The organism is Lacihabitans sp. CS3-21, assembly GCF_024343675.1.
Taxonomy (GTDB): domain Bacteria; phylum Bacteroidota; class Bacteroidia; order Cytophagales; family Spirosomataceae; genus Leadbetterella.
Genome location: NZ_RJUD01000104.1, coordinates 44433 through 68097, shown reverse-complemented (window position 1 = coordinate 68097; position 23665 = coordinate 44433). Strand labels below are relative to the sequence as shown.

Here is a 23665-nt window from a genome sequence, read left to right as displayed (position 1 = left end):
AAAAAAAGGTTGGAATTATCGTGCAAATATAAAAATCTGATCGTTGAGGATACTGTAATTTTTGACCAAAGGTATCCCACTGGGTACATTTGGAGCGTTGATTCCTTCCTTTATCGCACGACCACTTTTAATAATTCTGATTTCATCATAAAGCTGTTCCTCAAAAAAAGACTGAATAAGTTGTGGACCGCCTTCTACCAAAATGCTATTTATGCCTCTATTTTTGAGGCTTGAAAGCATTTTATTTAGAAAATCTATTTCCGATTCGATTTTAATATATTCAAGATTATCAATGCTTTGATTTTTGTGAAGATTGTAAATTAAAGTTTTTTGCTTTTGATCTAAAATATGGAAATCACCTTGAATCCTCAAGTTTCTATCAATAATTATTCGCGTCGGATTATTAGCTTCTGGCCAATTTCGGGCATTCAGTTGGGGATTGTCGTTCAAAATAGTGTTAGTTCCAACTAAAATACCAGCTTCTTCAGCTCGCCAACGGTGAACTGTGATATTAGTGGTTGTATTTGAAATCGCCAACGGATTTCCGTCCTTTTGAGCCACGTATCCGTCGGATGTTTCAGCCCATTTTATGACTATATATGGTAATCCAAAGCGATGTGCTTTGAAAAAACGTTTGTTGAGTTCTTCTCCTTCTTGAGCCAAAACACCTACTACAACCTCTATTCCAGCTTCTTGCAGTTTTTTAACACCAATTCCGGAAACTTGGGGAAATGGATCGAGATTACAGACTACTACTTTTTTAATTTTGTGTTTTATCAACAAATCGGCACAGGGCGGAGTTTTTCCGAAATGAGCACACGGTTCGAGTGTTACATAAACAGTGGCTTCATGCAGTAACTCTTTGTTAATAACAGCATTAACCGCATTTACTTCTGCATGAGCTTCTCCATACTTTTGATGAAATCCTTCGCCTATGATAAGACCATCATGCACAATTACACAGCCAACCATAGGATTTGGACTCACCCATTCTCTGCCCAAAGCGGCCAGCTGGAGGGCTCTTTCCATGAAAACTTGGTCGGCATTTTGACGTTCCATCAAGATAAATCGGCTATTCTAAAAGGTGTGATGGTATAACTCGCCCATACGCCTTCTAAAATATAAGGCTCATTATTTAGGTATTCTTGAAGGCCATTTTCATCTTCAAAATTCAAAATTACAGCGGAACCTTTCATCTTTCCATCATCAGTAAGTTGAGCTCCACCAACTATTATTTTACCTTCTGCCTTCATTCGTCGGGCATATTCAAAATGTCGTGGACGAACTTCCATTCGTTTTTCTAGTGCATTTGGGGCATCGCCATCATGAGCGACTAGGAGATATTGGGGCATTGGTTAACATTATATTTTCCTCAAAAATACGAAAAAGCCCCAATGAAATTCATTGAGGCTTTGCAAAATTCTTAAAATTGGTCAAACCAACTAACCATCAAATCAAATTCTTAAACCAAAGCAGCATTGGTTTCTGACATACGCTCAGAACGTTTACGTTCGTTCTCATCAAGATAAATCTTTCTCATTCTCAACGACTTAGGTGTTACTTCTAAGTACTCGTCTTTTTGGATGTATTCCATACATTCTTCCAAAGAGAAGTTCAACTTTGGTGTAATTTTCACGTTGTCATCCGAACCTGAAGCACGCATGTTGGTCAACTTCTTCGAAGTCTGTAAGTTCACCACTATGTCGTTCTGACGATTGTGCTCACCTACTACCATACCCATGTAGATATCTTCGCCTGGATCGATGAAAAATACGCCTCTATCTTGCAATTTGTCGATAGCGTAAGGAACGGCAGGGCCATTACCCATGGATATCATTGAACCGTTCGTACGACCAGGAATAACTCCTTTATAAGGCTCATAAGACTTGAAACGGTGGTTCATGATGGCTTCCCCTTGTGTTGCGGTCAATACATTTGAACGCAAACCAATCAATCCTCTTGAAGGAATGTTGAACTCCAAATGTTGTAAATCGCCTTTTGGTTCCATTATCAAAAGCTCACCTTTTCTTTGAGTGGCCAATTCAATTACTTTACCAGCAGTTTCTTCAGGAACATCCACAACCAAGGTCTCAATTGGCTCCATACGCTCTCCGTTTGGTCCGTCCATATACAATACTTGTGGCTGACCAACTTGGAACTCATATCCTTCACGACGCATGGTTTCAATCAAAACCGACAAGTGAAGAATACCACGACCAAACACTATAAATTTATCTTCTGAATCGCCTTGCTTAACTTTAAGAGCTAGGTTTTTTTCTGTTTCTTTCATCAAACGCTCTCTTACGTGACGCGAGGTAACGAATTTTCCTTCTTTACCAAAGAACGGTGAATTGTTGATAGTGAACAACATGTTCATGGTAGGCTCATCTATTGAAATTCTTGTCAAAGCCTCAGGATTCTCTGCATCAGCTACAGTATCGCCAATCTCAAAGTCGTCCAAACCAGTAATAGCACAAATTTCTCCACAACCCACAGTGTCCGTTTTTACTCTACCCAATCCTTCAAAAACCTGCAATTCTTTGATTCTCATTTTTTTGATAGTACCATCCGCTTTACAAAGTGATACTTGCATACCTTCTTTCAATGTACCTCTCGCTACTCTACCAATGGCTATCCTACCCACAAATGAGTTATAGTCCAATGAAGTAATTTGCATTTGTGGAGTACCTTCCACAATTGGAGATGGTGGAATAAATTCGATGATGGCATCCAAAAGAGGAGTAATGGTATCTGTTGGAACTTTCCAATCTGTACTCATCCAACCTTGTTTTGATGAACCATAAAGACAAGGAAAATCTAATTGATCTTCTGTAGCGTTAAGGTTAAACATCAAGTCGAATACATTTTCGTGTACTTCGTCAGGACGACAGTTTTCTTTATCTACCTTGTTTACTATAACAATCGGCTTCAATCCTAAATCGATGGCTTTACCTAGTACAAAACGTGTTTGTGGCATTGGACCTTCAAAAGCATCTACCAATAAAATAACTCCATCGGCCAATTTCAATACACGCTCTACCTCACCACCAAAGTCGGCGTGACCAGGCGTATCAATGATATTGATTTTGATACCTTTATATCTAACAGATACGTTTTTTGATACGATAGTGATACCTCTTTCACGCTCAAGGTCGTTGTTGTCGAGGATTAAATCTCCAAACTCTTGGTTTTCTCTAAAGATTTTAGAAGCGTGGATGATTTTGTCAACAAGGGTAGTTTTACCGTGGTCAACGTGAGCAATGATGGCGATATTTCTTATTTCTTGCATTTTGATTCCCTTCAAAAAAGGATTTTTAGATTGATTTTTTCTAGGAGATTAGCCCTAAAAAGTCCGCAAAGGTACGAATTTATTTTTAATAAACTTACAGCCAATATATTAATTTATAGTAAACTATTGATTGTCAAATAATTAATTGGAGAAGTGCAATTTTAAGAATTCTGATCAGCAGTTGGAGAAATTGAAATTAATTGATTTTGTTCTTCTCCAAAATCCGCTTTACAATTAATTCCGCATGTACTCTTGAGTTTTCAATAAACAAGCTACGTGTATCCATTCCACCACATATAACACCCGCAATGAAAACGTTGGGCAAATTGGTTTCCATGGTATTTTCATTGTATTCTGGCTTTCTTTGTTGGTCTAGAGATAGATTAATACCCATTTTCTCCAAAAATGGCAGATTTGGCTTGTAGCCAGTCATCGCCAATACCCAATCATTTTCAATTGAAATTTCGGCATCTGGAGTTTTAACAAACACAGCTTTTTCTGTAATTTTCAAAATTTCTGAGTTGAAATAGGCCTTTATAGAACCCTCAGCAATCCTATTTTCAATATCTGGCCTCACCCAATATTTAACACTTTTCCCGATTTCTGGTTCCCGAATCACCATCGTTACATCAGCTCCTTTCCTCCAAGTTTCTAGGGCAACATCTACCGATGAATTATTGGACCCAACAACCAAAACCTTCTGAAAAGCATAAAAATGAGGATCTTTATAATAGTGTGTTACTTTAGGTAAATTTTCTCCTTCAATTCCCAAAGTATTTGGAATATCATAGAATCCCGTTGCTAAAACTATGGATTTGGAATGATATACTGCTTTATTTGTGGTTGTTACATATTCAATATCATTATTTTCTACAGATGTAACTTCTTCGAAAAGCCTTACATTCAGCGTTCTATTTTGAGTAACTCTTCTGTAATATTCTAAGGCTTCTGAACGCGTGGGTTTTGCTGAAATAGAGACAAATGGTACCCCACCAATCTCCAGCCTTTCAGATGTACTGAAAAAAGTCATGGTTGTAGGATAGTTATATAGCGAGTTTACCAAACATCCCTTTTCCAAAATCACATAACTTAAGCCTGATAGCTGGCATTCAATTCCACAAGCCAAACCAATTGGACCACCTCCGATTATTACTACATCATATTTTTCCATGAAACAAATTTACGGACAAACAACGTTTTTTGAACTTGAATACGGTATTATAAATGAATTGTTTTGAAATAATTCTTAATTTTCGAACACATTATAATTTCATAAAATGCTGATTCTTGAAACTGAACGATTGATTCTCCGAAAATTCACTTTGGCCGACGCCCCATTCATATTAGAATTGGTTAACACGCCTACTTGGCTGCAGTTTATCGGAGACAAAGGTGTCAGGAATTTAGTTGATGCCGAAAATTATTTGAAAAATGGCTCTTTAAAAAGTTACGAAGAAAATGGTTTTGGATTCTATTTGGTGGGTGAAAAATTGACGCAAAAATCAATTGGTATGTGTGGCTTTATTAAAAGAGAAGAATTAGAAAATGTCGATTTAGGCTTTGCCTTTCTGCCAGACTTTATCGGAAAAGGATTTGGACATGAAATAGCAAATGCTACTTTAGAATATGGGAAAGATGCTTTGAAAATAAGCAGAATTATTGCTATTGTTGATCCGAGGAATATCCCTTCAAATGCTCTTTTACAAAAATTGGGGTTTGTTTTTGAGAAAACCATTCCATTTGGAGAGAAAAAGGATTTACTGAATTTATATGGAATTTGAAATCTATTTCCTACCACCCATCCGCCAAATAATTCGTTGGTAGAAAATAAATGCTTCACCAAAAAATAAAATATAACTTTGTTGCTTTCAAAAAAATAAATAAAAACCGATAGTATGGTTATTATCGAAACTAAGAATATCGCCAAAAGATATGTGATGGGCTCTGAAGTGATTGATGCATTGAAAGATGTGACGATTACCATTAAAAAAGGGGAATATGTAGCATTTATGGGACCTTCTGGATCTGGAAAATCTACTTTGATGAACATTATTGGCTGTTTAGATTCTCCGACTTCTGGAACTTATGTCCTAAATAATAAAGATGTTAGCGGAATGAGTGAGAACGAACTCGCTGAAGTAAGAAACAAAGAAATTGGGTTCGTATTTCAAACCTTCAACTTGTTGCCTCGCCAGTCTTCTTTAGAAAATGTAGCTTTACCACTCATTTATGCAGGTTATGGCAAAGCCGCTCGAACCGAAAAAGCTCAGGCTGTTTTGGCTAGTGTAGGTTTAGGTGAGCGTTCTCTACATAAACCCAACGAGCTTTCTGGTGGACAACGTCAACGTGTGGCAGTAGCTAGAGCTTTGGTAAACGACCCTTCCATATTGCTGGCTGACGAACCAACCGGTAACCTCGACACTAAAACTTCGTATGAAATTATGCAGCTTTTTCATGAAATTTATGAAAAAGGGAACACCATAATAATGGTAACACACGAAGAAGACATAGCCAATTACGCCCACCGGATTATCAGATTAAGAGACGGTCTAATTGAGTCAGATACTTTGAATCCAAATCCAACGAATCCTTTGGAAATGGCAAAAAAATTGGCCGAAAAAACTAATTGAGACTTTCGGTCGTTTATATATTCGAAACAATTTTTCAACTTAATATTTCAACAAAAATGAAAAAAAGCATATTTGTATTTTTTGCGTTAATCAGCTCATTCGCATTTGCACAAAAGCCTGCAGCTAGCCCAGCCATAACTACTGAAAGTGCAAACGTTAAAATAACTTATGGTCAACCATCTAAGAAAGATCGTGAGATTTTCGGCAAGCTTGTTCCTTATGGAGAGGTTTGGAGAACTGGTGCCAATGGTGCAACTGAAGTAACTTTCAAAAAGGACGTTAACTTTGGAGGTGCAGCTGTTAAAGCGGGTACATACTCTTTGTTTACTATTCCGGCAAAAGATGAGTGGACAGTAATTCTAAACTCAGAACTTAAGCAGTGGGGAGCTTACGGTTATGACAAAGTGAAAGATAAAAATGTAGCTTCTGTAAAAGTTAAGCCATTGAATAACGAGGCTTCTTTGGAAAAACTTACTATAACTGCTGAAGATACTCAAATTACTATCTCATGGGATATGACTTCAGTGAAAGTACCTTTAAAATGGTAATTTAGTTTTAACATTAATAATAAAGGCCTTTCGTTTGAAAGGCCTTTATTATTTTATGACGTTTTGCGGTTTTCCTTCCAAAAAACACTTTAAATTTTCAAAGACTATTTGCATAAGCTTTTGTCTGGCTTCATAGCTAGCCCAAGCTATGTGCGGGCTAATTCTACAGTGCTGTACATCAGCCAAAATGTGGTCTTTGGCTGGAGGTTCAACTGCTAATACATCTAAATAAGCACCCGCTATTTCACCTGAATTTAGGGCTTCTCTCAAATCCGATTCATTTATCAAACCACCACGTGCTGTATTTATCAATATGGCAGAATTTTTCATTTTTTTATAGGCAGACACATCCATAAACTTCTCATTATCAGCTGTAAGCGGGCAATGTAAACTGATAAAGTCTGAAGACTTCAGCAAGGTGTCTAAATCAACCTCTGTGATTCCCTCCAAAGGTGAATCCAAGGGAGTCCTTTTGTTGATCAAAACCTTCATATCAAAAGCCAATGCTATTTGAGCCACTTTTTGTGCAATATTGCCAAAGCCTATTAGACCAATGGTTTTACCTGCAATCTCAGAAAGAGAATAATTATAATAGCAAAAATCGGGTTGAGAAGCCCAAGTCTCAAAACTTGAATGCTCAGATAATCGATTTGCAAATGACAAAATCATTGCAAAAACCTGCTGTGCTACCGAATTCGAACTATAGTTTCTAACATTGGTTACGGTAATCCCAAGTTCGTTTGCGGCCTTTATATCTACTACATTAAAACCGGTTGCTGTTACACCAATATACTTAAGTTTTGGCAACTGACTCATCGTCGTTTTATCCAATACCACCTTATTGGTCAATATTATCTCTGCATTATGGGCTCTTTCAATCAATTCAGAAGGAACGGTTCGATCATAATGAACAAACTCTCCAAAAACCTTAAAAACATCTAAATTAATCTCTTCAGGGTGCACAGTATAAGAGTCAAGAAATACTATTCTCATAAATTCGATATTAGATTTTAGCCTTAAATCTATTAAAAATAAATCTTTATTACGCCAAATTTTCAATTAAAAACTTAAGCGATAAATTTCGATGGCTGAATTAAAAAATAAAAAGAGAATTATTATTATTTTTATAAAAAAACTGAGCCCAAATGACCATATCAAGTTTAAAGAGAATTAAGACACTTCAAATATTTACTATTTTCTTAAGATATTTAATAGGTTCGGCTTTTGTATTTGCGAGTATTGTAAAAATTCAAGGCTTGAGATTTACATCTGATTCTGGGGCAGGCAGTCCGATAGATTCAGCCTGGCATTTTTTCGAAACCATGTACGCCTCAGGACTTTACTGGAAATTTATAGGTTGGGGCCAATTAGCCGCCGGACTTATCCTTATGACCCAAAGATGGAGTACTTTCGGTGCAGTCCTCTTTTTACCCATTATAACCAACATCTTCATAATAACTCTTTCGTACGAATTCGCAGGAACCCCCTTGATCACGTTCTTGATGCTACTCGCAAATCTTTATTTATTAATATGGGATTGGAATAAGCTCAAATTTTTATTCTCAAACAATAATTTCGATTTCAGAGATGACAATCCACCGTTTTCAAAACTCAACACTTGGGCATTTCTGGGAATATTCTATTTCTTTTTGGTTTTAATAATGCGTTTCTGCTCCGAATACTTAGTAAAAAATGGTAGATTTAATCCTTTTTACTTTCTACTTACTTGCTTTGGATTAGCAGTTGTGATTGGCTTAATCCTAATCATTTATGAACTTAGAAGGACAAAAAGATACAAGTAGAAAACTTTTTCAGAAATTAATAATTTTGTATTTTTTTAGCCATTTCCATTACTTTTGGAACATATTCAACCTTTTTAAGATGAAAATTAAATTCTTGCTTTTTCTATTAATATCCCAAAGTTTAGTTGCTCAAAAAGTTCCGCTAAAACTTTGGTACAACAAACCAGCTGAATACTTCGAAGAAGCCCTGGTATTAGGAAATGGTAATCAAGGAGCCACAGTTTTCGGCGGTACAAAAACAGATAAAATTTTCCTGAACGACATCACATTGTGGTCCGGCGAGCCTGTAAATCCATACATGAACAAAGACGCTTACACGGCGTTTCCTGCTGTGAAAGAATCTCTAAAAAATGAAAATTATAAAGCTGCAGATTCGCTAATCAAAAAAATGCAGGGAAAATATTCAGAATCTTACGCTCCATTGGGCACTATGTTTATCGACTTTGGGCATGAGAATGTTTCAAACTACTATCGGGAACTATCGCTCGACGAAGCCATTTCTAAAGTGACATATAAAACTGGAAATACCACAATAACCAAAGAATACTTTTATTCATTTCCCGACAAAGCGTTTATTATCAAACTCAATAGCTCGGAAGTTGGAAATCTGAATTTCACTCTGAGATTTGATTCTCAATTAAAGTTTGATGTAAAAACTACAAGTAATCTATTAGAGTTTGCAGGAAGAGCACCTATAAAGGCTGATCCAAACTATGTGAATAACAAAATAGACCCTATAGTTTTTGACCAAAAAAGAGGAACTCGGTTTTTTGGGAGTATATTAATAAAGAGTATTTCGGGAAAAATCATAAAAACAGACTCCACAATTGGCATAAAAAATGGAACTGAAGTAATACTGGCTGTCTTTGTTGCGACCAGCTTCAATGGATTCGACAAAGATCCAGAAACACAAGGGAAAGATGAAAAAGCGATTGTAAACAGTAGAATAACTCCGCTGATTCAAAAAACTTACATGAACCTCAAAACTAGACATTTGAGTGATTACCAGAAGTTTTATAACCGAGTAAGCCTTGATTTAAAGCCTGACTTGAGTATAAATTTACCCACGGATGAACGACTTAGAAGATATGCAACTGGAGCAGAGGATAAATACCTCGAAACCTTATATTTTCAATATGGAAGGTATTTGTTAATTAGTTCATCTCGCACCGAAGGTGTTCCTGCCAATTTGCAAGGCCTATGGAATCCACACATGAGACCACCATGGAGTAGCAACTATACCATGAACATCAATGCCGAAGAGAACTACTGGTTGGCAGAAAATACTAATCTTTCAGAAATGCACACACCTTTTCTAGGTTTTCTTGAAAATTTGGAAAAAACTGGCAGAGTAACGGCAAAAACTTTTTATAACGCAAATGGATGGGCTTGTCACCATAATTCTGACATTTGGGCAATGACCAATCCAGTCGGAGATTTTGGTAAAGGTGACCCCGTCTGGGCCAACTGGGCTATGGGAGCAACTTGGGCATCTACGCATCTTTGGGAGCATTATATTTATACAAAAGATATAGATTTCTTAAAAAACAAGGCCTACCCACTGATGAAAGGAGCAGCTGAATTTTGTCTGGATATGCTCACAAAAGACAAAAATGGAAAATACATCACTGCGGTAGGTACGTCGCCAGAGAATGTTTATATAACAGACAAAGGCTACAAAGGTGCTACGCTTTATGGAGCTACCGCTGACATAGCTATGATAAAAGAACTATTTATCGATCTCATAGAAGCTAGCACTATTTTGAAAAGTGACTATGACTTTAAAAATAAATTAGAGGAAGTTTTGGCCAATTTATATCCCTATCATGTGGGCAAAAAAGGCAATCTACAAGAATGGTATTATGATTGGGACGACGCGGAACCCAAGCACCGCCATCAATCACATCTTTATGGTCTATTTCCTGGTTTGCATATCAATATGGCCGAAACACCAGGACTTGCAGCAGCAGCCAAAACGAGTCTCGAGATTAAAGGTGACGAAACAACAGGCTGGTCAAAAGGCTGGAGAATAAACCTTTGGGCAAGACTTTGGGATGGAAATAGGGCTTACAAAATGTATAGAGAATTACTCAAATACGTTGAACCAGATGGTGTAAAAGTTAACTATCAGAGAGGTGGTGGCACATATCCAAATCTTTTTGATGCTCATCCACCATTCCAAATTGATGGAAATTTTGGTGGAGCCGCCGCTGTAGCCGAAATGCTTATGCAAAGCACTGTTGACAAAATTTATCTTTTACCCGCATTACCTGACTCCTGGAAAAGTGGTTCTGTAAAAGGACTAAAAGCTAGGGGTGGATTTGAATTAGACATAGTTTGGGAAAATGGGCGATTGGTTTCTGCCAAAATTATCGGAAAACCTGGTGGCGAAACTGAATTGATTTATAAAGGACAAAGCAAAAAGACAATTTTAAAAAATAATCAAGTGTTGGAATGGGCTTTTTAAAGACAAAACAATGAGTTTTCTAAATGCCGAATGGCGAAAATTAGCCATGGTAAATTATCTAGTTAATCCTAAAATATTAGAGAAATATTTACCCTACGGCACGGTTTTGGATCTATGGAAAAACAAGTGCTATGTGAGTTTGGTAGGGTTTATGTTCTTAAACACCAAATTGTTAGGAATAAAAATACCTTTTCATATAAATTTTGAAGAAGTCAACTTAAGGTTTTATGTCAAGCGAGTTGAAAATGGAATTGAAAAGAGGGGTGTGGTTTTTATTAAAGAAATTGTTCCCAAGGCTGCTTTAACTTTTGTTGCAAATACTATTTATAAAGAGCATTATGAAACATTAAACATGAAACACTTTTGGGAGCAAAATACAAATCAAATTGAAGTAGAATACCTTTGGAAAAAGGCAGAAATATGGAACTCAATTAAAGTTTGTGGTGCAAATAAATTGTATGAATTAGAAGCTGATAGCGAAGCTGAGTTTATTACAGAACACTATTGGGGTTATGCACGAATTGACCAAACAAAAACAAACGAATACGAAGTAAAACATCCGAAATGGAAGGTCTATAATATTGATAATTAACAAATTAACGTTGATTTTGAAGCAATTTATGGCGAAGAATTTGGATTTCTAAGCAATGAAACACCTTTCTCTGTAATGCTGGCAGAAGGTTCTAAAATCTCAGTAGAAAACAAAAAAAGAATTGGTTTTTAGTTAAAATAAACCTTTTACAAAAAAATGAGTCTAAACCAAAACTCCCTACTCTATGAAGTCATTTGGACCTATTAGTCATGAAAAATACACTGGCACTTTTGACGACAATGCTTTAAAGCATTTGTTAAAACGCACACTTTTGGGCATAAAAATAGATGATTTCAAAAAGTTTTCTGGCAAAACATTGGATCAAGTTATAGCCGTTATTTTCAAAGAAAGTGCTGTACCTTCCCCTCCAGTAAATCATTACGAAAATGCTACAAAAGACACGACTGGCGTCGCTTTAGGTCAGACTTGGGTGAACAGTGCCTATGGAGACGGCACAATCAATAGCCGAAGACAACAATCTCTAAAGTCTTGGTGGATTCAACAGATGCATTTTCAGGAAACCACTATTCATGAAAAAATGAATTTGTTTTGGCACAACCATTTTGCTACTGAAATAAATGTGTACAACGATGCCCGAATGGCTTTCAAATATTTACAAACTATTCGAAAATATGCTCTTGGCAATTTTAAGGATTTTACGAAGGCAATTACCTTAGAGCCAGCAATGCTACTTTATCTAAATGGCACGCAAAATACCAAAACAGCTCCAGATGAAAACTACGCTCGCGAACTTCAAGAACTATTTACTCTGGGCAAAGGACCCAATTCAAAATACACTGAAGATGATGTAAAAAGTGCTGCCAAAATATTGACTGGCTATAGAATCAATAGAGAACCTATCAATAGCTACTTTCAAGCCGACAGGCACGATGCCACTGATAAAACATTCTCTTCATTTTATGGAAACAAAGTTATAAAAGGCCACCCAGGTGATTTTGCTACAAATGAACTCGACGATTTGCTTAATATGATTTTTGAAAAAGAAGAAGTGAGTCTTTATATCATTCGAAGACTTTATGTTTTCTTTTTTTACTATGAAATTACACCTGAAATTGAAAGCAAATTTATAGTGCCCCTTGCTAAAATTTTTAGAGATAACAAGTTCGAGATACTGCCAGTTTTAAAGGTGATGTTTTCCAGCCAACACTTTTTTGATTTAGAGCTTCGTGGCTGTGTAATAAAAAGCCCAATTGAACACCTGGTAGGAACCACCAAGTTTTTAGAGCCTACTTGGCCAGCATATCAAACCTATATTAATGAATATTATCTTTTGGCCAACGACTTGGCTTCAGTGGCAGACAGAGGCCAGCAGGTGTTGGGCGACCCGCCAAGCGTTGCTGGATGGCCAGCCTATTACCAAGCACCCGTTTTCCATGAGATTTGGATAAACGCTAGTACCTTTCCTGAAAGAACGAAATTTACTGATACCTATATATCGAAAGGTTACAAACGCAATAATCAAAGCCTCCTTTTTGACCCTATAGGATTTGTGAAAAAACTCAAATCTCCATCAGATCCTATTAAATTGATTGACGAATTGGTTTTTTGGCTTTTCGAAATCCCTATTTCTAATAATCTAAAAACAGAGCTAAAAACAGACATACTATTGGCTGGACAAGCATCAGATTATTATTGGACAGAGCTTTGGAACGACTCACAGCAAAAGCCCAATAACAACAATATCAATATGGTTACCTCAAGATTGAAAAGCCTCTTGAGTTATTTTCTTGCACTTCCTGAATACCAACTAAGCTGAGCTATGAAAAGAAGAAATTTTATAAAGAATTCGGTTTTGGGAGCCATGGCACCCACTTTTCTGAATAACCAAAGTCTTTGGGCAATGGGGAATATTGACCAAAAACTTCTAGAAAACGAAAATGTATTGGTTGTAATTCAGCTTAATGGGGGCAACGATGGCTTGAACACAGTAATCCCAGTAAATCAATATAGCAACTACAAAAATGCCCGATCAAATATTGCTTTGGTAGAAAATAAAATCCTAAAAATACCTCAAAGCGAACTAATTGGCCTTCATCCTTCCCTTAAGAACCTTGCTGCTTTAATGAATGATGGAAAAGGAAATATTGTGCAAGATGTTGGATACCCAAATCCAAATTTTTCGCATTTCAGAGCCACCGATATTTGGCATACTGCTTCTAACTCAACAGAAGTATTAGAAAGTGGTTGGGCTGGCAGATTTCTAGCACTTGACCACCCCAATTTCCCAGAAGGTTATCCGTCAGCCAAATACCCAGATCCGCTTTCTATCCAAATCGGCTCTGTGGTTACCACAGCCCTTCAAGGACCTTTGTATAGCATGGGCATGTCAATTTCGGACACTACAAATTTTTATAATTTGATAGAAAATTCTGATGAACCAGTTCCGAATACCCTGGCTGGAAAGGAATTGGATTACCTGAGGCAAATTTCGAAACAAACCAATAAATATTCAGAAACCATAAAAGCTGCAGCTCTGAAGGTAAGTCAGCAAAAAGAATATCCAAATCTTAGTTTGGCATCACAACTCAAAATAGTGGCTAGGTTAATTGCGGGAGGGTTAAAGACCAAGATTTATTACGTGAGGTTGGGTGGTTTTGATACACACAGCGGCCAAACAGCCGCAGATACCAGCACTGGTACACACGCCAATCTTATGGCCAACTTGGGAGATTCAATTAAGGCGTTTCAAGATGACCTGAAGTTTCTTGGCGTGGCAGATAAGGTAATGGGAATGACATACTCGGAATTTGGTCGTAGAATAAAATCTAACGCTAGCTTAGGCACAGATCATGGAGCAGCCGCACCGATGTTTTTCTTTGGCGAAAAAGTTAATCCAACCTACTTTGGGAAACCTACAACTATTTCGGCTAGCGTTGCTAACAACGATAACATACCTATGCAGCATGATTTTAGATCAATTTACGCTTCGATTATGAAATATTGGTTTTGTAGCGATTCTGTTGAAATGAAAAGTGTTTTATTCCAAAATTTTGATACCATTCCTCTCGTATTGGGTAGTGTTTGTGGGTATGTTACAGCAACCGAACCCGAGTTAATAGGCACACGTCTCAAAGCATTCCCGAATCCATTTCAAGAAACAATTAACTTGAATTTCGTGGCTAAAGGAGGCCAAAGTTCCATTCAAATTTTGAATATGAATGGCCAAGAAGTTGCTCCAGAAATCAGTGAAGAATTTGAAGCTGGAAATCATCAAATATCGCTCAACCTGAGTCATTTACAATCCGGAATTTATTTGGCTAGGTATCGAAACGAAGAATATCAAGTAGTGGTGAGAATAATGAAACAGTAAACCATTTTTAAAAATCAATGGTTCTTTTTTGTCATTTGGGAGAATGTTCAAATTTGGAAATTTGCTCTACTTTTTTGTGATGACAATCGTTGTAATTGATTCTTGGGTTAAAATTAAGTTTTTAGAATCTACTTTTTTGCTTTTCAAATTATAATCTTTTGAGGTTACAAAAACCGCTAATTTTTGTTTCTTCCAAATTTTTGGGATTTCAATTATTTGATTGTGAGCACTGTTTACTAGAACTAAAACTACCTTACTTTTTTCTTTATAGGCTGAAGCCAAAACGTTTTTATTCTCCAAATCCACTTTGATTCTTTGCATATATGGCCTGACAAATCTTGAATAATTACCCAATGCCCACATGAGCTTTGAATCCAATATTTCTCCATCAAACTTGTTATTATCAGTTTCACCCATTTTCCCCTTATTAGAGATATAAATGAGACCGTCTTTGTAATCATTAGCACTTACCGAAAGCCACCAATGCCATGCAGAAGTATTGCTCAACGTTAAATCGGCATGAATTACTTTGGCCACGTATAAGGCCGTTTTCATACCTAAATCCATCCCACTACCATTGATTTCACCTGAATTATCACCCAAAACACAATATTCCGATTGCCAATAACTTACATTGTGATGCTTGATTTTTTCACCTAAATCTATTCTTTTCTTAACTAATTCTTCATTGGGTGAAGTTGTAAAATAACTGTGACCACAAATCATTTTTTCAACAGATTTAAGATTCCCAATATAATCCGGGCTTTTTTCATCAAAAAACGCTTGAACTTGGTTATCTTGATTTGCCTCTGTGCGATTCGTCTTGGATTTATACAAATAGTCTATTTGGGCAGTTTCTGCCAAAGTCAGTCGAGTTTTTACGTTTTTTTGAGCAAATTTCTCATCTATTTGTCTTGTAGCCCAAGCCAAATCAGCATTGTTAATAGGGGTTCCCTCTTGTGAGCCAAATCCAGATTTTGATTTTGGGCCCCAGTCCCACTGCGGTTCGTTGAAAGGACTCAAATAATCAAACTTTAGCTTTTCGGAAACTTCAGCCAGAAAGCTGGTAAACTCATCAATTTTAGATTTGTCAAAATTCCATTCGCCCAATTTACCGCTACCTATAGCAATTCCATTTTTTGTCATGGAAACAGGAGCCGAGTTAAGAAAACCCAAAGTAAAATCTACTTTATGACGTTTCGCTGCATCCAAAAACCACTGTTGGCCAGCTTGTTTTGTCCAGTCATATTTTCCATTTTCTAAGAAACTTTCCGCCCTACGCCATTCGTTGGTAATCATACTTTTAGAGCCTTGCTCTGTGCTACCAGCTCCAATATTAAACCTCCACATTGATAATCCTATACCTCTCGGATTTCCAGATTCATCCAACTCTTGGCTAAACAAAAGCTCTGCGATTCTTTCACGTTTTGCTAAAGGATAATATTTGCCCACCATCTGCATCGACCAGCAATCTGATGCTCCAAAACTGTGCATCGTTTGGTAAACTACAGAAGTGTCAATCTTTATTTTTTGAGCAAACGTACTCTCGCAAATAACTAATATTAAGACAATTAATTTCTTCATTTATTTATTTTTCTAAATCTTGCTTTGGCTTTTTTGGAACAAATTCCTCAAATCAATTTATATTTCGAAAATACAAATTTCATGGCAATAGTAAGCACAATATCTACCAGAATACCAATTACGAAAGCCATAGTAATTCCATAAGTCGGCATAAGCACAGCTTGCAAAAACAAGAAAAATGCAAAACCCAATGAACCCGTAAAAAGCCCCATGTATATTTTTCGAACTTGATAAATGCCCTGTGTATAATGCGTAAAAATGGCCAAAACTGTAGTCATGACCGGAAATGGCGTAAGAATTCCACTCCAAGTAGGGCCCAAACGCTCCGCCAAAAATGTGATGGTGATAACAAAAAGTGTTATGATAATCATGCGTAAAGGAATTTCGAATCTAAGAATTTTTACAGAAAAAGACTTATGCTCGGCTACTTTCGGAAAAAAGAATAAACCCAGAAAAAGCACCAATAGACTTAATGCAAACCACTGATAAACATTTAGATAAGAAATAACCGGATTTAAAGATACTCCAACCAAAGTATAAGCCACATAACCCGCCAACACACTAACCAAAGCATTACTTTTACGACCCACCAATACATACACCACACAAAAGAATGACCAGCCAATGATGCCCACCATCACGCCAGGGATAGAGTTTACGGCAAAATCAAGCCCTTGTTCGAGGGCGATAAACAAAATAATAGGCCCAGCCACCCAAGGCAAACCAGCCAAAATACCGCCAATACTATTTCCCCATTTTTTGCTTACAACCGTAACCAAGGCAACCACCGTGGGCATAATGAGGAGTTTTATGTAGAATGAATTCATAAACTTGGTGGAGCGATTTTTCAAATCGCTCAAAGAAATATGTATAATTTTTTATGACCACGATTTGAAAAGTCGTGTTACGTTTAAATACCTATTGAATCAACCAAAAAATCTGTGCCAATCTGTTTAATCTGTGCGGCAGCCATGCTGTCATTTGTGTTCCAAAAAAGAACTACCTCCTCCTACTCTTCTTCCCATCAGCCCTCCCACCTGAAGAACGATTAGATTTTTTGGATTTTGGGAAAGGCAAAGTTTTGCCTGAGTCTTTTATTTTGAAACTGCTACCTTCTACAGAAATCAGCTCCAAGTCCATAGAGCGTTTTTCAAGGTCGGTGGCTTTTATTTTTACCCTTACGGTGTTTCCGAAACCAATAATTTTGCCTTTTCTGCGGCCAACCACTCTGAAATTGTCGGCATCGTATTCGTAGAAATCGTCGGTGAGGTCGGCCAAACGCACCATGCCCTCGCAGCCTGTGTTTTCTATTTCCACAAATATGCCAAACTCGGCCACGCCAGTCACCACACCATTGAAAATATCGGAGCGAGACTGGTAGCTCATGTATTCTACCTGTTTGTATTTGATAGATGCACGCTCAGCCTCGGCTGCCAATTTTTCTTGATCTGACGAATGCTTGCATTTTACTTCAAAATCATCTTCAGGCAGTGATTTACCGCCATCCAGATAATGCTGCAACATGCGGTGGGCCATCACGTCGGGGTATCTCCTTATCGGGGAAGTAAAGTGGCTATAATGGTCAAAAGCCAAACCAAAATGTCCCAAGTTTTGCGTTGAATATCGTGCCTTACTCATGGTTCTTACGGCCAGAGATTCCAAAACATTTTGCACGGGTGAACCTTCTATTTCGGTCATTAAGCCGTTCAATGACTTTGAAAGTGCTGCTGTAGAACCAGTTTTTACGACAAAACCTAGCTTGTTGGCAAACTTTGCAAAAGTCTCCATTTTGGTAGGATTGGGCGGTTCGTGAACTCGATACACCATGGTATAGGCTTCGGCTTCTTTGTCTTTTTTCTTGGCAATATTGTACACAAACTGGGCTACGTGTTTGTTGGCCAAAAGCATAAATTCTTCTATCAGTTTATGGGCATCTTTCCGCACTTTTTGGAAAACACTAATCGGACGGCCTTTTTCGTCTAGATTAAACTTCGTTTCGTTGGTTTCGAAATTAAATGCACCTTTATTGAAGCGTTCTTTCCTCAAAATCAAGGCCATACGATTCAGGTCCTTCAAAATCGGGTCGTAAATCGGTTCTTTATTTTCGGTGTCTTCTATCACTTCCTGTGCTTCTTCATAAGCAAAACGTCTATCAGAATGTATGATGGCTCTGCCAAACCACTCGCCCACTACTTGGGCAGCATGATTCATCTCAAAAACGGCAGAAAACACTAATTTGTCTTCGTTTGGACGGAGTGAACACAAATTATTCGAGAGCTTTTCGGGCAGCATCGGAATGGTTCTGTCCACCAAGTATACCGAAGTAGCTCTTCTAAAGGCCTCCTCTTCAAGCTTGGTATTAGGCTGCAAGTAATGCGAAACGTCAGCTATATGCACACCAATTTCGTAATTTCCGTTTTCCAACACTTTATAGCTAATGGCATCGTCAAAATCTTTGGCATCGGCTGGGTCAATCGTGAATGTGAGTGTTTGACGAAAATCTCTTCGTTTTTTTATTTCATCTTCAGTGATCATTTCACTAATCGCTTCCGCTTCATTATGCACATCATCCGGAAATTTGATGGGTAAGCCAAACTCTGCCATTATAGCGTGCATTTCTGCATCGTTGTCGCCGGCTTTTCCCAAAATATCGATAACTTCACCCGAAGCCTGTACATGATTTTCGGGAAATTTCAAAATTTTAACAATTACCAAATCGTTGGTTTCGGCACCGTTTATATGGTCTTTGGCGACAAAAACATTTTCATGAAAACCCTTATTATCAGGACTTACCAGAGCATAATTGGCAAACACTTTTATTTTGCCCACTACTTCATCTCTTCCTCTCGAAAGCACTTCTACTACCCTACCCTCTGGATTTTTGCCGTTTTTACGTTGTCCAATAATTTTTACCGAAACCGTGTCGCCATCCAATGCTCCATTGAGGTCGTCTGAATTTACAAAAATATCTGACTCGTTTTCATTAAATCTTATAAACGCAAACTTGGGATTTACGAAATCTACTTTGCCAGTCACATGTTCTATTTTCTCGGTATTCTCAAGTTCATATCTTGCTTTACCAGCAGTTTTAAGTTTGCCTTCATCTACTAAATCTTCCACCATCAATTTTACAAACAACTTTTCATCATCATCGAACAAATCAAAATGATTGTATAGGTCATTGAGCGTGTATGGCCTATCGGTATTTATCTTAAAAAATGTGTGTATTTCTTCTTTTTGCGTCAAAATCGCTGACTTTTTTTTCCTTTTTGCCATTTATCACTAATCTTTTTCATATAAAAATATAAATCTACCATATTTGTAGAAAATTTCATTATTCAAACCTATAAATTGTGCTTTATGCGTTCAACGCTAATCCTACTTTTCTGTATATTATTACTAAATATTTCCGACGGCTTTTCCCAAAATAATGATAAAGAAATCCATGTCAAGAAAACCTCCATTCCTGTAAAAATAGACGGAAATTTAGATGATGCAGCCTGGGAAATGGCGGATTTGGCGACTAATTTTTTTCAGAATGCCCCATTTGATACCTCATTTGCTAAGAACCAAACTGAAGTAAAGCTTACTTTTGATGACAAGTTTTTATATGTAGGCATGAAAGCTTATCAACCCAAAAGTGCCTACACAGTTAGCTCTCTCAAAAGAGACTTTGAGAGTGGATCTAGTGATGTTTTTTCAGTGACCATTGACGCATTTAAAGACAAACTCAATGGCATGCAGTTTTCGGTGTCTCCACTCAATGTGCAGCGAGAAGGGTTAATTTCCTTAGGTACACAATCAGATTATTCTTGGGACAACAAATGGTATTCGAAAGTCAAAAACTACGACGAATACTGGACAGCGGAGTTTGCGATTCCATTTACTACGCTACGATATAAGGTGTCTGAAAATTCTAATTCTTGGCGAATAAACTTCGGGAGATTCTTTATGCAAACCAACGAATCGGCCACATGGTCGCCCGTACCAAGAAATTTCAAACCCAATAACTTGGCCTTTACAGGACTATTGATTTGGGACGATGCACCACCAAAACCCGGAGCTAATATTTCATTAATTCCTTATCTGTCAACCAATTACTCAAAGGATTTTCCAAGAAATGAAAACTTGGAGGCTCTAAAGCCAGATGGAAGAACCAAACTTGGAGCAGGAATGGATGCCAAAATTGCCATTACGCCATCGCTCAATTTAGACTTGACGGTAAATCCTGATTTCTCACAAGTAGAAGTGGATGCACAGCAAACCAATTTGAGCCGCTTTGAGTTATTTTTTCCAGAAAAAAGGCAGTTTTTTATCGAAAACTCTGACCTTTTTGGCACTTTCGGCTTTCCTTCTTCAAGGCCTTTTTTCTCAAGAAGAATTGGATTAACACGAAACAAATTTACTGGTTTAGTGGAACAAGTGCCCATTTTAGGAGGTGCAAGACTGAGCGGTAAACTCAACGAAAACTGGAGAATTGGTGTGATGAATATGCAAACAGCCAAACTCAATCACTCGGATAATGAGTTTTCTCCTGCCACAAACTTCTCTGTTGGTGTAGTGCAAAGAAAGGTGTTCTCAAGGTCATATATTGGGGCTATAGTGGTAAATAAGGAGAATATTTTTAAAAACCTACCCGAGACTAGCACCGAAGGCATTGCAAAATATAACCGGATGGCTGGCTTGGAATTTAACTATTATTCACCTGACAATAGACTGGAAACCGAGACTTCCTATCACCAGTCATTTAGTCCAGGAGCTGGAAAAGACGCCAGCATGATTAATCAATATATTGGCTATCATCATCCGCATTTGGATGTCAATTTGGGTATGGCTCGGCTTGGGAAAGATTATATTACTGAAGTTGGATATACTCCCCGACCAGGAGTTTATACTGTTTACAGACCTGTGACCATAATTTTTAATCCTAAAAACCAAAATGTTGCTAAAAAAATTAACTCTTTCGGTTTTGGAATAGATGGAAGCGATGTTTTTGACCTTGAAGGTAAAAGATTGGATACGGAATCGCCAGTTTTCTTTTATGTAAGCACTCCATCTGAGGGGCAGTTGACAACTGGTTATTATATGGCCTATACGCGTCTGCAGTCCCCGTTTGACATAACTAATGCTTCGGACAATCCTGACCCGAATTTTTCTAAAAATGTGGTGCCGTTACCTGTAGATATTTACAAAACAAGGAATTATTTTGTAGAGATTACTTCTCCAAAAAGATTTAATTTCTTTGGGAATTTCTTGATATATGCTGGAAACAATTTTAGAAGTGAAAAAATAAATGAAGGCAAAGTTTTAGGCATAGAATCTACCTTTAATTATAGAATTCAGCCTTACGGAAAAGTTGCAATGGACGTATATTACACCGATATAAAAATGCAGAAACCGTATAATTCTGTGAAATATTGGCTAATCGGCCCAAAAGCAGAAATGTCATTTTCGAAATCGGTGTTTTTGAGTACGTATTTTCAGTACAACTCACAAACCAACAATACCAACATCAACAGCCGATTGCAATGGAGATTTAAACCTGTGAGCGATATATTTCTGGTATATACCGACAATTATTTTGCAGAACAAATTCCGAGATTCGGCATTCAACCTTGGACTCCCAAAAACAGAGCTTTGATATTGAAAATGACTTATTGGTTAAATGTTTAAACTTCAAAAAAAATGAAAATCAACAAATTAAGTATCACATTTTTGCTAATCTCTATTGGCACTTTCGCCCAAGAAGTACCTTTAGAGGTTTTAAAACTCACCGAAAGCATTGATACCAACAAAATCAAATCGCACGTTGCCTATTTGTCGAGCGATTTACTTTTAGGGAGAAAACCTGGCAAACCAGGCTACCAAATGGCCGTGGATTATGTCATTAAAGAATACAAAAGCATGGGGATTTTACCCGCTGGAGAAAACGGTGGTTTTACCCAAAAAGTGATTCTGAGAAACTCTAAATTAGTCAAAGACAAAACGATTTTGAGTTTCACGCAAAATGATGGGACAAGCCAAAAACTGACTTTGGGTGAAGATTATTTGTTTTATGCCAATCCTGAAAAATCAAAAGTGGATTTCTCAGCTCCATTGGTTTTTGTGGGTTCAGGAATTGACGCTCCTGAATTAGGTTTTAATGATTACAAAAATATTGACGTGAAAGGTAAAATATGTGTGGTTTTGCAGAAATCACCTGATAATGTACCGGCCAACGTAAAACTTCACCTCAGATATCCAAGCACTTATCAAGACTATGCCCTTAAACATGGTGCAGTTGGCGTTTTGCTTTGCAACTATGAAAACAACACGGCTCGTTTCAAAGTCGGTGCCAATTTGTCCATTCAAGGCGGAAGCAACGTATCCATAAAACCAGATGGAAAACTGACGCCTTCGGCAAATTACATGGGCGGCAATATCCAGGTAGCAGGTAGCATTACGGTAGATGTTTTGAAAGATTTGATGAAAGCAAATGGTCTTAATTTGGAAGAAATATGGAAAGGTTTAGAAAAAGGAAATTATGTAAGCCAAAACCTAAAAACAACTGCATCAGGCATTTACGAGTCCATTTACAGCGATATTGAAAGTTATAATGTCATTGGAAAAATTGAAGGAACAGACAAAAAATTAAAGAACGAATACGTCATTCACTCAGCACATTTGGATCATTTAGGTGTAGGAAAAGCGATTGAAGGTGACTCTATTTACAATGGTGCTCATGACAACGCCTCTGGCGTTGCTGCTGCTTTGGAAATAGCCAGGACATATAGCCAATTGCCAATCAAACCTAAACGCAGCATGTTATTTTTAATGTGTACTGCAGAGGAAATGGGACTTTTGGGTTCTGCATATTTTGCAAATAAGCCAACCGTTCCGAAAAAAGATATTGTAGTAGATGTAAACACTGATATGCCTACTTTTTTGGCACAATTGGAATCTATTGCACCACTCGGAGCTGAGCATAGCACATTGGAAGAAATTACCAAAAAGGCCGCAAATTTATTGAATTTGAGCATAGAGACCGACCCTGAACCAACCGAAGGCCGTTTTGTTAGAAGCGATCAATATAGCTTTGTAAAGGCTGGAATTCCAGCACTTCACGTAAAATTTGGACATATAAATTCTAACAAAAACTTGGCGGAAGACGTAAAAAAATGGCGTGCGGCCCATTACCATAAACCGTCAGACCAAATAGAAAATGGTTTTGTGTGGTCGGCCAGCAGAAAATATGCACAAGTGAATTTCCTTATCAGCTATATGGCTGCTCAAGACAAAAAACGAGTTTCTTGGAAAAAAGATGATTTCTTTTATTTGAGATTGAAGAAGTGATTTTGTTTTAATTTAAATCGTATTTTTTTTTGAATATAGTTCGACCGCTCTGCGGTCGAACTTTTTTTTTGTGGCTCTACAGTTAATTAT

At 37.4% G+C, this 23665-nt stretch carries 18 protein-coding genes; 10 read left to right on the top strand and 8 right to left on the bottom strand.

Features of this window, described 5'->3' with window-relative positions; all coding sequences use genetic code 11:
* Positions 1-15: 15 nt before the first annotated feature.
* The 4 genes from ribD to EGI24_RS17945 form a co-directional block, all read right to left on the bottom strand.
* A complete protein-coding gene (ribD, locus tag EGI24_RS17960) occupies positions 16-1059 on the bottom strand; it encodes a bifunctional diaminohydroxyphosphoribosylaminopyrimidine deaminase/5-amino-6-(5-phosphoribosylamino)uracil reductase RibD (RefSeq protein ID WP_255049936.1) in 1044 nt (347 codons plus the stop codon).
* Positions 1059-1352 (bottom strand): YciI family protein, encoded by a 294-nt coding sequence (locus EGI24_RS17955; protein WP_255049935.1) that lies wholly within the window; start codon positions 1350-1352, stop codon positions 1059-1061. The genes ribD and EGI24_RS17955 overlap by 1 nt, the downstream gene beginning before the upstream one ends.
* A gap of 110 nt (positions 1353-1462) precedes the next feature.
* Complete coding sequence (typA, locus tag EGI24_RS17950; protein ID WP_255049934.1) at positions 1463-3289, bottom strand: translational GTPase TypA; 1827 nt, start codon at positions 3287-3289, stop codon at positions 1463-1465.
* A gap of 196 nt (positions 3290-3485) precedes the next feature.
* Positions 3486-4460: a YpdA family putative bacillithiol disulfide reductase gene (locus EGI24_RS17945; RefSeq protein ID WP_255049932.1), complete on the bottom strand. Its 975-nt coding sequence runs from the start codon at positions 4458-4460 to the stop codon at positions 3486-3488.
* A gap of 106 nt (positions 4461-4566) precedes the next feature.
* Here EGI24_RS17945 and EGI24_RS17940 point away from each other — a divergent pair, with 106 nt between their 5' ends.
* The 3 genes from EGI24_RS17940 (at position 4567) to EGI24_RS17930 (ending at position 6467) form a co-directional block, all read left to right on the top strand.
* On the top strand, positions 4567-5070 hold the full coding sequence (locus EGI24_RS17940; RefSeq protein ID WP_255049930.1) for a GNAT family N-acetyltransferase: 504 nt from the start codon (positions 4567-4569) through the stop codon (positions 5068-5070).
* A 114-nt stretch (positions 5071-5184) separates the two neighbouring features.
* On the top strand, positions 5185-5919 hold the full coding sequence (locus tag EGI24_RS17935) for an ABC transporter ATP-binding protein (protein ID WP_262926217.1): 735 nt from the start codon (positions 5185-5187) through the stop codon (positions 5917-5919).
* A 56-nt stretch (positions 5920-5975) separates the two neighbouring features.
* Complete coding sequence (locus tag EGI24_RS17930; RefSeq protein ID WP_255049929.1) at positions 5976-6467, top strand: DUF2911 domain-containing protein; 492 nt, start codon at positions 5976-5978, stop codon at positions 6465-6467.
* A 48-nt stretch (positions 6468-6515) separates the two neighbouring features.
* Here the strand turns inward: EGI24_RS17930 and EGI24_RS17925 are convergent, their stop codons facing one another.
* Positions 6516-7460 (bottom strand): D-2-hydroxyacid dehydrogenase, encoded by a 945-nt coding sequence (locus EGI24_RS17925; protein ID WP_255049928.1) that lies wholly within the window; start codon positions 7458-7460, stop codon positions 6516-6518.
* 152 nt (positions 7461-7612) lie between these two features.
* Here EGI24_RS17925 and EGI24_RS17920 point away from each other — a divergent pair, with 152 nt between their 5' ends.
* The 5 genes from EGI24_RS17920 (at position 7613) to EGI24_RS17900 (ending at position 14659) form a co-directional block, all read left to right on the top strand.
* Positions 7613-8269, top strand: a complete 657-nt coding sequence (locus tag EGI24_RS17920) for a hypothetical protein (protein WP_255049927.1) — start codon at positions 7613-7615, stop codon at positions 8267-8269.
* Positions 8270-8348: 79 nt separating this feature from the next.
* The gene (locus EGI24_RS17915) at positions 8349-10736 is read left to right on the top strand and encodes a glycosyl hydrolase family 95 catalytic domain-containing protein (protein ID WP_255049926.1); all 2388 of its coding nucleotides are present in this window, start codon (positions 8349-8351) and stop codon (positions 10734-10736) included.
* Positions 10737-10746: 10 nt separating this feature from the next.
* Positions 10747-11328, top strand: coding sequence for a YqjF family protein (locus tag EGI24_RS17910; protein WP_255049925.1), 582 nt, complete (start codon positions 10747-10749; stop codon positions 11326-11328).
* Between the two features lie 184 nt (positions 11329-11512).
* On the top strand, positions 11513-13105 hold the full coding sequence (locus tag EGI24_RS17905) for a DUF1800 family protein (protein WP_255049924.1): 1593 nt from the start codon (positions 11513-11515) through the stop codon (positions 13103-13105).
* Between the two features lie 3 nt (positions 13106-13108).
* Complete coding sequence (locus EGI24_RS17900; RefSeq protein ID WP_255049923.1) at positions 13109-14659, top strand: DUF1501 domain-containing protein; 1551 nt, start codon at positions 13109-13111, stop codon at positions 14657-14659.
* A gap of 66 nt (positions 14660-14725) precedes the next feature.
* On the opposite strand, the gene EGI24_RS17895 is transcribed toward EGI24_RS17900, so the two are convergent.
* The 3 genes from EGI24_RS17895 to rnr all read right to left on the bottom strand — a co-directional run bounded on the left by EGI24_RS17895 (position 14726) and on the right by rnr (position 19519).
* Entirely contained in the window at positions 14726-16243 is a 1518-nt protein-coding gene (locus EGI24_RS17895; RefSeq protein ID WP_255049922.1) for a glycoside hydrolase, read from the bottom strand.
* 47 nt (positions 16244-16290) lie between these two features.
* Positions 16291-17070 (bottom strand): hypothetical protein, encoded by a 780-nt coding sequence (locus EGI24_RS17890; protein ID WP_255049921.1) that lies wholly within the window; start codon positions 17068-17070, stop codon positions 16291-16293.
* A gap of 172 nt (positions 17071-17242) precedes the next feature.
* Positions 17243-19519 carry a ribonuclease R gene (gene rnr, locus EGI24_RS17885; RefSeq protein ID WP_255049920.1) on the bottom strand — a complete coding sequence of 759 codons (2277 nt, stop codon included), beginning with the start codon at positions 19517-19519 and terminating at the stop codon, positions 17243-17245.
* A gap of 84 nt (positions 19520-19603) precedes the next feature.
* On the opposite strand from rnr, the gene EGI24_RS17880 reads away from it, so the two are divergent.
* The gene (locus EGI24_RS17880; protein ID WP_255049919.1) at positions 19604-21916 is read left to right on the top strand and encodes a DUF5916 domain-containing protein; all 2313 of its coding nucleotides are present in this window, start codon (positions 19604-19606) and stop codon (positions 21914-21916) included.
* 12 nt (positions 21917-21928) lie between these two features.
* Positions 21929-23575: a M28 family peptidase gene (locus tag EGI24_RS17875; RefSeq protein ID WP_255049918.1), complete on the top strand. Its 1647-nt coding sequence runs from the start codon at positions 21929-21931 to the stop codon at positions 23573-23575.
* The last annotated feature ends 90 nt before the right edge of the window (positions 23576-23665 follow it).